This is a genomic window from Kosakonia sp. (genome assembly GCF_032052965.1).
Lineage (GTDB): Bacteria > Pseudomonadota > Gammaproteobacteria > Enterobacterales > Enterobacteriaceae > Kosakonia.
The window spans coordinates 45724-59752 of sequence record NZ_DAMBVN010000015.1 but is presented as its reverse complement, the minus strand read 5'-3'; the positions used below and the strand labels follow the sequence as shown (position 1 = coordinate 59752).

10 protein-coding genes are annotated in these 14029 nt (G+C 52.4%); all 10 read right to left on the bottom strand.

Annotated features, from left to right (window positions below; translation table 11 throughout):
* Window positions 1–9: 9 nt before the first annotated feature.
* Complete coding sequence (gene nirB, locus RTX30_RS16880; RefSeq protein WP_312691371.1) at window positions 10–2922, bottom strand: nitrite reductase large subunit NirB; 2913 nt, start codon at window positions 2920–2922, stop codon at window positions 10–12.
* A gap of 35 nt (window positions 2923–2957) precedes the next feature.
* The gene (locus tag RTX30_RS16875; protein ID WP_312691370.1) at window positions 2958–3752 is read right to left on the bottom strand and encodes an ABC transporter ATP-binding protein; all 795 of its coding nucleotides are present in this window, start codon (window positions 3750–3752) and stop codon (window positions 2958–2960) included.
* A 10-nt stretch (window positions 3753–3762) separates the two neighbouring features.
* Complete coding sequence (gene ntrB, locus RTX30_RS16870) at window positions 3763–4650, bottom strand: nitrate ABC transporter permease (protein WP_312691317.1); 888 nt, start codon at window positions 4648–4650, stop codon at window positions 3763–3765.
* 10 nt (window positions 4651–4660) lie between these two features.
* Window positions 4661–5920, bottom strand: coding sequence for a CmpA/NrtA family ABC transporter substrate-binding protein (locus RTX30_RS16865; protein WP_312691316.1), 1260 nt, complete (start codon window positions 5918–5920; stop codon window positions 4661–4663).
* A gap of 285 nt (window positions 5921–6205) precedes the next feature.
* A complete protein-coding gene (locus RTX30_RS16860; RefSeq protein ID WP_312691315.1) occupies window positions 6206–7462 on the bottom strand; it encodes a nitrate- and nitrite sensing domain-containing protein in 1257 nt (418 codons plus the stop codon).
* A gap of 71 nt (window positions 7463–7533) precedes the next feature.
* The gene (locus RTX30_RS16855) at window positions 7534–9393 is read right to left on the bottom strand and encodes a sigma 54-interacting transcriptional regulator (protein ID WP_312691314.1); all 1860 of its coding nucleotides are present in this window, start codon (window positions 9391–9393) and stop codon (window positions 7534–7536) included.
* A gap of 143 nt (window positions 9394–9536) precedes the next feature.
* Window positions 9537–10700 carry a metallo-dependent hydrolase gene (locus RTX30_RS16850; protein ID WP_312691313.1) on the bottom strand — a complete coding sequence of 388 codons (1164 nt, stop codon included), beginning with the start codon at window positions 10698–10700 and terminating at the stop codon, window positions 9537–9539.
* Between the two features lie 13 nt (window positions 10701–10713).
* On the bottom strand, window positions 10714–12108 hold the full coding sequence (locus tag RTX30_RS16845; protein ID WP_312691312.1) for a DASS family sodium-coupled anion symporter: 1395 nt from the start codon (window positions 12106–12108) through the stop codon (window positions 10714–10716).
* A gap of 69 nt (window positions 12109–12177) precedes the next feature.
* The gene (locus RTX30_RS16840; RefSeq protein ID WP_312691311.1) at window positions 12178–12876 is read right to left on the bottom strand and encodes an RraA family protein; all 699 of its coding nucleotides are present in this window, start codon (window positions 12874–12876) and stop codon (window positions 12178–12180) included.
* A gap of 9 nt (window positions 12877–12885) precedes the next feature.
* A complete protein-coding gene (locus tag RTX30_RS16835; protein WP_312691310.1) occupies window positions 12886–13839 on the bottom strand; it encodes a hydroxyacid dehydrogenase in 954 nt (317 codons plus the stop codon).
* Between the last annotated feature and the right edge of the window lie 190 nt (window positions 13840–14029).

Sequence of the window (14029 nt, the reverse complement as noted above, 5' to 3'; positions counted from 1 at the left end):
GGTAATGACTTAAGATGCCTCGGCAATTGCCGGGAAAGTGGCCTGGCTTTGCGGCGTGCGCTTCACCCAGATTTGCCCCTGATCCACTCTCACCGGCCAGCAGCGCAACCGCAGCGCCGCGTCATCCGGGCTGATGCCATCGCTCAGGCGAAAACGTTTTTTGTACAAGGGAGAGATAACGATGGGCTCGCCGGCGATGTCGCCCACCAGCCCGCGCGACAGCACGTTCGCGTTGCTGCCCGGTTCGTGGTTCTCCAGAGCGAAGACCTGCGGTTCCGCTCCCGGCAAATGAAACAGCGCAATTTGTTGCTGACCGAGGCGTGCGGCCATGCCGGCATTGGCCGGAATGTCGGCCAGTGCGCCCATATGCACCCATTCGTTGCCGGGCAGATCGCTCTCTTGCGGCTGGCGGGGTTTTTCCTCTGCCGTCGCCGGGCGAATTTGCCCACGCTCTTCAACCATCACCACCGCTTCATCCGGGCGGCTGCTGTTGAGGAACCCACGGAACAGCAGCCGGTTTTGCGGATCGTCCAGCGTGGTTTTCCATTCGCACTGGTAGCTTGCCACCACCTGTTGCATCTCGCTTTCCAGCGCAGCACCCAGCCCGAGGCTGTCTTGCAGGATCACCTGTTTGAGGTAGTCCAGCCCGCCTTCCATATTGTCCAGCCAGGTGCTGGTGCGTTGAAGCCGGTCGGCGGTACGGATATAGAACATCAGTACGCGATCAATCGTGCGGATCAATGTCTCACTGTCGAGATCGCTGGCAAACAGATCGGCGTGGCGCGGCTTCATGCCGCCGTTACCGCATACATAAAGGTTCCAGCCTTTATCGGTGGCGATCACCCCAATGTCTTTACCCTGCGCTTCGGCGCATTCACGGGTGCAACCGGAAACGGCCATCTTAATTTTGTGCGGTGCACGCAGCCCCTTGTAACGATTCTCAAGGGCGATCGCCATGCCGGTTGAGTCCTGCACCCCGTAGCGACACCAGGTGGAGCCGACGCAGGATTTTACCGTACGCAGCGACTTGCCATACGCATGCCCGGTTTCAAACCCGGCAGCGATGAGTTCCTCCCAGATAGCAGGCAACTGTTCGAGGTGCGCGCCAAACAGATCTACGCGCTGGCCGCCGGTAATTTTGGTGTAGAGGTTGTAACGCTGCGCGACCTGCCCAATGGCTATCAAACCTTGCGGCGTGATCTCTCCGGCCGGAATACGCGGCACTACCGAGTACGTGCCATCTTTCTGAATGTTGGCAAAGAAGCGGTCATTGGTGTCCTGCAACGGCAGGTGCTGCGGCTTTAACAGGTACTCATTCCAGCAGGAGGCGAGCATGGATCCCACCAGCGGTTTACACACTTCGCAGCCATGACCGCGCCCGAAACGTTCGAGCAACGCGTCGAAACTGCGGATCTCATGCAGGCGAATCAGGTGGTACAGCTCCTGCCGTGACCAGGCAAAGTGCTCGCAGACATCTTTTTTCACCTCCACGCCCCGTTGCTGCAACTCATGCTCCATCACCTGCTTCAGCAATGGCACACAGCCGCCGCAGCCCGTTCCGGCTTTGGTGCAGGTTTTTAGCGCGCCCAACTCGCTGCAACCGCCCGCCACCGCAGCGGCGATATCGCCTTTGCTAACGTTATGGCAGGAGCAGATCTGCGCACTGGCGGCGAGCGCTGCCACTCCCAGCCCTTTTGGCGCATCGCCCGCGCGGGCTGGCAGGATCAACCCTTCCGGCTGCGCAGGTAGCGGCATGGCGTTGAGCATCATTTGCAGCAGCATGCTGTAGTCGCCGCTGTCGCCAATCAGCACCGCGCCCAGCAACCGTTTCCCGTCCCCCGACACCACAATTTTCTTGTAGATTTCGTTCGGGCCATCGGTCCACTGGTAGCTCTGGCAGCCTTCGGTTTTGGCGTGCGCGTCACCGAGGGACGCCACTTCCACGCCGAGCAATTTCAGTTTGGTGCTCATGTCTGCGCCGGTAAAAGGCGTGTCGCGGGCAGCCAGCGTATCCGCAACGCTGCGCGCCATCTGGTAACCCGGCGCCACAAGGCCAAAGATCTGCCCGTTCCACGCGGCGCATTCACCAATGGCGTAAATCGACGCATCTGAAGTCTGACAATGGTCGTTAATGGCAATGCCGCCGCGCGGCCCTTTTTCCAGCGGCGCGCTCTGCGCCAGTTCATCCCGCGGGCGAATACCCGCCGAGAACAGCAACAGATCGGTTTCCAGCCAGCTGCCATCGGCAAAACACAGACGGTGCCGCGCCTGCTCGCCGTCAACAATCTCGCGTGTCTCTTTGCGGGTGTGCACTTTCACGCCCAATGCTTCGATTTTGCGTTGCAGCATCGCGGCGCCGCACTCATCCAGTTGCACTGCCATCAGGCGCGGTGCGAACTCCACAACGTGGGTTTCAAGCCCTAGCTGACGCAGCGCATTGGCCGCTTCCAGCCCCAGCAACCCGCCGCCAATCACCACGCCGGTGGTGGCGTTTTTTGCCTGCGTGGCGATGGCATCCAGATCGTCCAGCGTGCGATAGACCAGGCAGCCGGGGCGGGTGTTACCGCGAATAGGCGGCACAAAAGCGTATGAGCCGGTGGCGAGCACCAGTTTGTCATAATGGGTTTCTTCCCCCTGCTCGTCGCGCACGCAACTGCGCTGACTGTCAATGGCGACAATTTTGTGGCTGCTGCGCAGGGCGATGCCGTGCTGCTCAAAGAAGCCTTCGCTGACCAGCGACAACGACCCGGCACTGCGCCCGGCGAAGTATTCCGACAGGTGTACGCGGTCGTAGGCGGGTAATCTCTCTTCACCAAAGACCACGATGTCATAGTGCTGGTGCAGCTCACGTTCCACCAGTTGTTCAAGGAAGTAGTGGCCGACCATGCCGTGCCCTACCACCACTAATACAGGCTTTTTCATCATCCGATCCTTACATCGACAGAAGTGAAGAGAGGTCAGGCCGCTTTTGGCTGCTTTTCATACAGGAAATGCAGTACCTGCTGGCGATAACGCTGGTAGTGCACATCCTCCGCCAGCGCCACGCGCGAGCGCGGGCGTTCAAGCTCGACGGTCATGATTTCACCAACCGTTGCTGCCGGGCCGTTGGTCATCATTAGCACCCGGTCTGAGAGCAGCACGGCTTCGTCAACGTCGTGAGTGATCAGCACAATGGTGGTGCGCAGACGTTGCTGAATTTCCATCACTGCATCCTGCAGATGCGCGCGAGTTAAGGCGTCCAGCGCACCGAAAGGCTCGTCCATTAACAACACGTTGGGTTTCATCGCCAGCGCGCGGGCAATGCCAACCCGCTGCTTCATACCGCCGGAAATTTCGTGCGGGCGTTTATTCCATGCATGAGACATATGCACCAGATCGAGGTTGTGCATGATCCATTCATGCATCTCCACTTTGCCCATTTCACCGCGAAATACCTGGCGCACCGCCAGTGCCACATTGTCGTAAGCGGTCAGCCACGGCAGCAATGAATGGTTCTGAAACACCACGCCGCGCTCCGGCCCTGGCCCGTCGATTTCGCGGTTATTGCACAGCAAACCGCCGCTGGTCGGCAGGGTGAGCCCGGCGATCAAATTCAGCAGGGTCGATTTACCGCAGCCGGAATGGCCAATCAGGCTGAGGGTTTCGCCGCTGTGAATATCAAAACTGACGTTATCCAGCGCAAGAAACTCACCGCTGCGGGTGTGAAAACGCTGGCTGACCTGCTGTACCTGAATAATGGGATTTGTACGCATCATGGCCCCCTTAGCGGCTGCTGTAGTTAAAACGGCTGGCTATCCACATCAGCCCCTGCTCCAGCAGCAGGCCGACTACCCCAATCACCACAATGGCGATGATGATGTTTTCCACGTTCAGGTTGTTCCACTCGTTCCAGATCCAAAAACCGATGCCGATGCCGCCGGTGAGCATTTCGGCGGCGACAATCACCAGCCAGGCAATGCCGATGGATAAGCGCATGCCGGTGAGAATGCCAGGCAGCGCGGCGGGCAGCAGGATTTTGCGCATAATGGCGAACTCCGAAAGCTTGATGACCCGCGCCACGTTCAGGTAGTCCTGCGGGATCTGCCGCACGCCTTCTGCCGTATTGAGGATTATCGGCCAGATGGAGCAGATAAAGATGGTCCAACTGGACGCCGGTTCAGCGCGCTGAAACAGCAGTAAACCAATCGGCAACCAGGCCAACGGACTGACCGGGCGTAACAACGAGATCAGCGGGTTGAGCATGTTGGCAACAAAACGAAAGCGCCCGATCAGAAACCCGGCAGGGATGCCCACCAGCGCAGCAAGACCAAATCCTGTCGCCACACGTTGCAGCGAGGCAAGCACGTTCCAGCCAATACCCTGATCGTTAGGCCCGGCGACATAAAACGGATCGGCAAAAATCACCAGAGCCGCCTGCCAGGTCTGCCACGGCGTAGGGAAGTTTTTACTGTTCAGCGCCGCCACTTGCCACAAACAGAGCAGCAAGCCGAGGCCGAGCAGCGCCGGTACCACGCGCTGCATCAACGGGCGCAGCAATGACGGGCGGCGGCGCACCCGCACACTGGCGGGCAGCGCAACCACTTCCGCCTGCGGCGCTGCGGTGGGGGTAAGGTCCTGTGGGATGGGAATAATTTTCGCCTGACTTTTCATATGCAACCTCTCACTTCTTCACGCTAAAACTGTTGGCATAGGCAGCGGGGTTGCTACCGTCCCAGCGAATGCCGTCCATCAACACGCTGCTGCGCATGTCGCTGTCCGGCAGTGACACACCGCCAACAGCGGCGGCGGCCTGTTTGTAGATATCAATGCGGTTAACCTGGCGGGCGACAGCAAGATAGTCCGGGTCGGTTGTCAGCATGCCCCAGCGTTTATGCTGGGTGAGGAACCACATACCATCTGAGAGCCAGGGGAAGTTGACGGAACCGTCGTGGAAGAAACGCATGGCATGATCATCTTTCCAGCTTTTGCCGATGCCGTTGTCGTACTGGCCGAGCATACGACCGAGGATGGTTTCCTCTTTGGTATTGAGGTAAGCGCGCCCGGCGATGACACGTGCCGTTTCGCGGCGGTTATCCTCTGAGGCATCGATCCAGCGGGAGGCGTCGAGAATAGCGGCGGTCAGCGCACGGGCGCTGTTCGGGTGTTTCTCTACCCAGTCGGCACGGGTACCGAGCACTTTCTCCGGATGATTCGGCCAGATCTGCTGACTGGTGGCAGCGGTAAACCCCAGATTGTCGCTGATGGCGCGCTGGTTCCACGGTTCACCCACGCAGTAACCCACCATGTTGCCAATCTTCATGTTCATGACCATTTGCGGTGGCGGCACCACTACACTGCGGATATCGTTGAGCGGATGAATGCCCGCGCTGGCAAGCCAGTAGTTGAGCCACATGGCATGGGTGCCCGTCGGGAAGGTTTGCGCAAACGTAAAAGTGCCTGCCGGGCTGGCGGCGATGTGCTTTTGCAGCGTCGGCAAATCACTGACACCTGCGTCATGTAGCTGATTTGCCAGTGTGATCCCCTGCCCGTTCTGGTTGAGTGTCATCAGCACTGCCATCGCCGTTTGCGCACCGGACAAGCCCATTTGCAGGCCATAAAGCTGGCCGTACAGCATATGCGAGGCGCTCAGTTCACCGGATACCACCTTGTCACGTACCGCCGCCCAGTTGGCCTCTTTGCTGGGCACAAGGGTAATGCCGTATTTCTTGTCGAACCCTTTTACTGCGGCCATCACCACTGATGCGCAATCCGTCAGCGGAATAAACCCGACACGGATCTCATTCAACTCCGGCGCGTCGGAACCGGCAGCCCATGCACGGTTCATGACCGAAGGCAGCAACAGCGTGCCGCCGAGCGCTGCGCTGCCCAGTAAAAACTGACGACGGGAAACCGCCATACCTTTGCTGTTGTTGTTACTCATTGCCACCCTCGCGCTGCTCACCCTTGCGGGAACGCAAAAAAAAACGACGCCCATAAGCCCGTGCTCAGTTGCACGCTTATGGACGCCGTTGTCCGGTTTACGCTGTTCCGACCGCCGTTGGCCGTGACTGCGTTATGTCTGATGTACCTGTTGAGTAAAGCAAGGGCTATGCCAGGATGGCAGACGGGCTTTTTTTCTGGCCTGCAACGCAAAAACAGACCGATGCCGCTCGCGTTAACGCACTATCAAAGGGCAGATTTCGCACACTTCACGTGCAAATACTCCCTAGGGAGTAGAGTGAAAAACATCGGCTACCGCCACCATCGCGCTGGCAATCTCAACCAGCTTTTTATTCTGGTTCATTGCCATCCGGCGCAGGGTTTTATAGGCCTCTTCTTCACTGATCTGTTGGTGTTGCATCAGCATGCTTTTGGCCCGCTCAATGGTTTTACGTTCATTCAGCGTTTCGCGCAGCGTCGCCAGTTCGCTGTCCAGCGCCTGTAAGCGCCGGGATTGTTGCTGCACCAGCGTTAATAGCGATCGCCCAAGTTGCGGGCGAACACCACCGCTTTCCAGCCAGCCGTGAGAATCAATAAACACCGAGTAGCGGCTCTCTTCACTCTCCTGCGGGAGAGTCAGGCTTTCCAGATCGGCCCGCTGTTCACTATTGGCCTGCTCCGTTTGCGCGATCCGGGCCTGACAATGCGCCATCAGCGACTCCGCCAGCGTATCCTCCAGCGCTTTCATCTGATCGATGCGCTGCGTGGCCAGCGCGAACCAGCGCAGGCAACTGTCTGCCTCCATCACCTCACGCCCGGTGCAGGCAATACGTCGTAAGCGCTCAAACTGGCTGTCGGTGGCTAATTGCTGCCAGCGTAATCGGTGCGTTTCGTCGGCAAAATCGGCGAAGGTGGCGAAATAGCGCTCCTGGCGCTCAATCAGATCCTGTAGCTTTTGCTGCGTCTCATCGCTGAATGTGCCCACGGCAAAGGCCGCCGCGCCAATGGCCCGTTCCTGCCCGGCGTACTCTTTGCCCTGCATAAAGCTGAACATGGCAATCAGCGCACGTGAAATGGCCGGCTCTGCGGCGGTGTCGGAAAGCTCGAACACCAGTGACAGTAAGTGGCGAATAATGTCATTAAAAAAGGTCATCGCCTGCGGTATACGCAGCGCGCGCTGGCGGATCTGCTGGCGCAGGGTGGGCAGCAGGCTGAGCGCATACACCACGCTGGCGACATGGCTGAACAGGCGGCTCGCCTGCGGCAGCAGCGTTATCTGGCTTTCCAGCCTGTCCAGATGTTCCATTAAGGGTGCCTGCGCTTGCGCCACCTCGTTCTCACGCAGCAGCAGTTCATCTGTAAACTGGCCATCTTTGGCGCACAGAAACATGTTCGATGTGCCCCGCTCACGTTGCAGCATATGAACCAACTGGCTGATGTTGCCCACCAGTTCGCCGCTTTGCAGCAGGTAGCGCAGGTTATTCAGCTCGCACTGGCGCGAGGCGAGCAGGAAACGAATGGTCGTCGATGAATTGGCTATCATGCACGGGCTCCCGGAAAGTCTTCACTTTACCGATGCAAGCGGCGCGCCAGGCCTGCTGAAAAAGCTCGTTTTTAAAGGCTATACTCTTTTATTTTTCGCCATAAGGTCGTCGGGCTAATACCGAGGATTGCCGACGCTTTGTTACGATCGCCTTCACATTCTTTCACAACACGGGCAATCAATTTTCGCTCCTGCTTTTTCAATAGATCGCTTCCCTCTTCGGTTGCGCTCTCACTTTCCACAGAAGGCAAAATTTTACTGATAGTCTGCAACAGCGTTTTATCGACCTGCTCACCATTAAGCAGAACCATAAGACGGTAGATGACTGCCTGTAACTCGCGAACATTGCCAGGCCAGGGGTATTGATTAAGATAGGCGATGGCATCGTCAGTAAAATTGAGTTTTCTGCCATGTCGGGATAACAGGGATGCAACAATTAATGGCACATCGCCAGGCCGTTCACATAAGGCAGGTAACCTGAGCTCAAGAATATTAATACGGTAGTAAAGATCTTCTCTAAATTCTCCGTTGATAATTTGCTGCTGTATATCTTTATTACTGGCTGTAATTAAGCGAAAATCGGCCGTTATCAGCGCATCTCCGCCAATACGGCTAAACTGTTTTTCCTGTAAGACGCGCAGTAATTTAACCTGAACAGATAAAGGTGCCTCGCTGATTTCATCAATAAAGACAGTGCCGTTCATCGCCATTTCAAAAATACCGGGCTTACCGCCTTTCCGTGCATTTGTAAATGCCCCCTCAGAATAACCGAACAACTCGCTTTCAAGCATGCTTTCAGGGATGGCCGCACAGTTAATGGCGATAAAAGGCTCCGAGCTTCGGGCGCTGGCATTATGAATACTCTGAGCAAATAACTCTTTGCCAGTCCCCGTCGCCCCCAAAATACTGACGGGTAAATCATGCCGGGCATAAATTTTCGCCCGTTCGATAGCGGATAAAATCGAAGAAGACTCGCCCACTATATCAGCAAAAGAATAGGTAGCAACGAACCCTTTGGCAGTATTTTTTTTATGGTTGTGTAAGCCAGAATTTGTGGTTCCACCCTGCCTGACACCGGTAATCACACTATAAATGTTATGCCTATGAGCGCTATGCTTGATGGTCAAGAGGATGATTTCACCATCGACTTCAATAGGCTGGTCTTTTACATCAATTTCGTTAATTATGCTTTCGTAACTATTTTTGAAGAGGTCTTTTTTGAATATTTTGTCACCGCGCTGACAGCGAAACAGCGTCTGCGCGGCTGTATTAACACCTATCACCTCCCCTGTCTGATCGATAGACATAATCGCTTCGCGAGACTGGTTCAGCGCGGCATAACTAATTGCAAGCTTGCTACTTTCTGCTTCAATGTATTTTAACAAACTGAATGCTTCATTTAGTGCCTGCTCAATGGAAATAATATCTGTATCACCCATAACGACATTAAGTGAATATTTCCTCGCCATCTCAGCTACCGTTAAACCACCAATAACCAGCTGATAGTCGTTGTCAGCCAGATTCTTAACAACATATTCTATATCGTTATGGTTATAAACCTGGCATATTTTGAATTCATCACCGGTCATATTTTGATAATGGCGCAGCACATTGCAAAATTGAGGAAAGCCGACGGCTGCAATCTTTTGAGATTTGCTTTTCGCTTCTTGTACGATTCGGTAAATACCATGCAAATCATGCGCAATTTCTATCACGGGAATAGTGATATGGCTTCTCAGCAGTGCCGCAGTACCTCCGCGACTAATGATTATTTTAGTCCCGCGCTGGATTAGTTCATGCGCTTTTTCGATGACATCAAAATAATAAATTTCGTAAACCGGGATATCCAGCTTTCGTTCAATTAGGACATTGGAGATGCGTTGTGTAATTGTCCTGGAAACTGAAAAAATTGCAATATCATGGTTCTGCATATATTTCTCATATTTATATGATGTACATCACGTCATACTAACAGGGTGTTCTCATTAATACACTGAGCTTCAGGTTATCCTTAACCCAAAGCAAAAAGCCCTGCCAAAGCAGGGCATAACAGAAAACGTATCGCAGCAAAGCATTAGAAATGTAAGCGCCGGTACGCGATCGCGCCGTTAACCAGCGTGGCACAGTTGTCGATATAACGATCACCTGTGACGCGCGAGCCTCTCGTATCCTCAAAGACAATTTTGTGTTGGCGAAGTTTGACGATAGAGATGTCTGCGCTGGCTCCCGGTTGCAGGACACCGATTTGCCCCTGCATTTTCATCAACCTGGCCGGTGTTGCGGTAACCGCACGGATGATATCAAAAAAGGACATGCCCATATTCAGGTACTTCGACATAACAAACAACAGGCTATACACCTTATCTGTGCGTAAACAGTTTCTCTGGGTTAAATCCGTACTGATGATATCCGGGTAAAATCCCTGTTCCATGGCACTATGGGCAATATTGAAATCAAAATGGGCTACGCCATTTGAGCAGTCAAATACTACACCACGCTGTTTCGCCGCAAAAATTTCGGGGAACACTTCTCCCTGAGCGTCGAGCAATGCGTTCCCAGTGCCGTGAAAACAGTGCGCGTAAATATCATTAGCTGCGAAATGCCCTATAAGCTCATTCGCCGCAAGCAATGAATCTGTGACATGCACACAGAGGCTGGTTCCCAGCTCCCGTGCCAGCGCCACCGAAGCGAAAAAAGGATCGCTGGAATAATTTTTGTCCTTTGCAATATCCTGGCTGTAACGCAGCTTAAGGCCGAGGATATTATCGCTGTTTTCTGCCAGTGTGCGGGCAATGCGCTCGACGTTATAGTTTGCTGGATTGGTGTTTTCAAGATAGCCCGTCACACCACCGCCTAACGTGGATAACCCAATATTAACCACATTCAGGTAACTTTTTATTTTTACCATTGCAGTGTTAATAACAGTATTGCGAAAAAGCGCATAGTTCACCCAACCACTACTTCCTGCGTCCACCACACTGGTAACGCCGTTAGGCAAACAGGTGACGTCGGGATTAACGCTAATAGCTGTACCGCCATGAAATACATGGGCGTGAAAATCGATTAATCCAGGAAGCACAATACAGCCAGCCGCATCAATGATCGTTTCTGCCGACGAGGCATCTACCTGATTCAGATCGACAATGCGGTTGCCTATTATGCCAATATTGCGGTTAACATAATTGTCATTATCAATATCCGGCACCAGGCCATTTTTGATCAGGATATCCAGTTTCATCGTATTACTCCTGTCAGATACCGATAAACTTCCAGTAAGGAATGCCGATCAGGAAAAAGACCAGCACGTTAACCAGCACCATGATCGAGCCAAGTAACCAGAAGGTTTTTTGCGGCACGTAACCACTCGAAAAGGTGAATACACCTGCGCCGTTGCCATAATGGGTGAGCAGTGCGCCGTACCCTGCCGAAAATGCCAGCGAGAGCGCGATATACATGGGGTTGGCCTGTGTTGTCATGCCAAGCGTGAACAGCACTGGATAGAACGAAACAACAAACGCACTATTCGAAACGAAGAAGTACCGGACGGCAAGACTAATAAAGACCAGCACGCCAATTGCACTGAGTTCGCTCAGCTGTGACAAATCGAGATAGCCTTTGATCACATCAACCAGGTAGACATAAAACCCGCCCTTCGAGAGCGCAACGGCACAGCCATAGAATGCGCCATACCAGACGAAAGTCTGCCAGGCGGTTTTTTCACTGACCACATCGTTCCAGCTCAACACACCAAACAGCAGCAGGCAGGCGAGGAAAGCCAGTCCTACGGGAATAAAATCAATGCCTGTTACCGATCCGGTCATCCAGCCGATGATCCCCAGAACAAAGAAAACGATGAGCAGTTTCTCTTCGCGTTTCACCGGTCCCAGTTCACGCAGCCCCTGCTCCGCGATTTCATTTACATTAGTGATGGTTTTAAGTTCCGGCGCATACAGCTTATACAGTAGCCATGGCGCAAGCAGTAACACTAACCCGGCAGGAACGATCGCGGCCTTGAACCATACCATCCACTCAAGGTGGACTTTCATGATCTCATTCGCCAGCGAAACGGTAATGGAGTTGGTGGCCATGCCGGTCATAAACAGGCTGGAGGTACCCATCGATACCACATACATCAGTATGGTTAAATAAGCGCCTATCTTCCGGCTTCCCTCTTCCGGCGTTGAACCTAACGCTTCGGCTATGTTCCTGAAGATAGGGAAAGTGATACCACCTGAACGCGACATGTTCGATCCCGTAGCAGGAGCGAGCACGGTATCGGTAACCATCATCAGATAGCCCAGCGTCAGGGTATTTTTGCCGTAGCGCTTCAATAACATATAGGCGATACGTTTACCGAGGCCGGTAATGACAAAGGCTTTACAGATAATAAATGCACTAATAATAAACCAGACCATTGGACTACCGAAACCGGCAAAAAGTGGGCCGGGTTCAATAACCAGTGAAGCAAAACCCAAAATGATCAGCATAATTACTGAATCAGTAAATGGTCTTAAGACCAGGCCGCACAACATGGCTAAATAAATACCTACCATTTCCCATGTTTGTGCTGATACACCTTCAGGATGGGGGGTGATCCAGAATAAGATTGGAAAAAAGATAATGGGCAGGAGTTTCAGATAAAGCATATTCGATTACCTTTATTTATCAGCCACACGCCGCATGCGGCGGTGTGGCTTTTAATTATCTAATCATTTTTAACGATACAGGCTGTCAATAAACTCAACGCCTTTTTCATCCAATGACTTTCTTACCCACGCGCGGTTTGCGGTGCCATTTTTTGCGGCCTCGACTTTACCCGCATCGAATTTGGAATATTCTTTTGCTTTATCTAGCAAGGCCGCAGCATCATTGAGAGGGATAACAATCACCCCGTCAGCATCGCCAACAATCAGATCTCCTGGACAAACTGCGACGCCTCCTACAGCGATGGGGGTATTAACCTCTCCCGGACCTTCTTTGAACGGGCCTGCAGGGTTCGAACCGGTGGCGTAGAGATGAAAATCCAGTACAGAAAGCGCATCAATATCGCGGATCGGGCCGTCCAGCACAATACCGGCAACCTTTTTGGTGCATTGCGCATACGCTACCATAATTTCGCCCATCAGCGCCCTGGAACGATCGCCTTCGTTGGATACAACGATCACATCATTTTCCGTTGCCATATCAAGCGCGGCATGCAGCATTAAATTGTCGCCAGCCCGGGCTTTCACGGTAATAGCATAACCGGCCATAATCGGCTTTTTGGGCGAAGAGATTCGTTTAATACCATTTCCCAGTACAGCAATACGATTCATCGTATCCGCGATATTGGCGGCAGGCAGTTGCTCATAATGCTTTAATAATTCCACATCAAATGCCGGGCGTTGAGTAAATACACGATTACCAATAGACATATATTCTCCTTAAAACCCCGGGACCGGCCAGGATGGTTTTTTGCCAGATAAAACTTCATCAATACCAATTGCAGAATGTAAAGACGCCCGATCGGTCGCTTCTTGTGTTGCCGCACCAATATGTGGACCAATAACGATATTGTTCAGTTTGAATATAGGGTCGGCAGCATCGAAAGGCTCTTTCTTCAATACATCGACACCTGCACCGGCAATAAGATTATTTGCAAGGGCGTGATAAAGCGCCTTTTCGTCAACAAGCTTGCCACGGGCAGTATTGATTAAAAAAGCATCCGACTTCATCAATGAGAATTGTTTCTCACCGATAAAATCAATTGTTTCCGCTGTGGTCGGGCAGTGTAATGAGACGAAGTCGCTCTCTTTGAAGATACGGTCAAAATCATTCGTAAGCTCAACGCCTTCGGGAACTTGTTCCGCTGTTTTATAGGGATCATAGGCAATAACCTTCATATTGAATCCATGCAGTGCTTTAATCGCAACACGTGAACCAATATTACCTACGCCAATTAAACCCAAAACTTTACCGTCTAATTCTACTTTTGGTGTGCGTAATTTTGCCCAGTAATAGTCTTCGAGCATCTTTTCTTCTACCAGTTTAAAATTACGCGAACAGTGCAACATATAAAAAATTGCCAGTTCAGCAACAGACATACTATTGGCAAGAGGGGCATTGAGAACAATAACACCGTGGCGCTTTGCAGACTCCAGATCTACCGTATCGTAACCAGCGCCATGGCGAACCACAACTTTCAGTTTTTTCGCTGCCTCAAATACGCGATCAGACATTTTGGAAAGACGAACGATAATGCCATCACAGTCAGGGATATCACGAATAATATCCTCTTCTTCCATTCCTGAGCCATCAATGAGTTGATAGCCGCGGCTTTCAAGATACTCTCTTCCTTCACGCATAATTTCCTGAGGAAGTAAAATTTTGTACGTCATTAAAATTTCTCCAGTGTTGATTACCCCCTTTTAATTGCACTTCATGTGCCAAAATAAAAAAACATTAAGAAAAATCAAGCAAACCACTGAAATTAAAAGAAATTAACTTTCAGGAATATTTTTTAATTAGTGATATATTTCACAATTCTGGCTTTTGAAATTACAGAAAAATACCATAATGAAATGACTG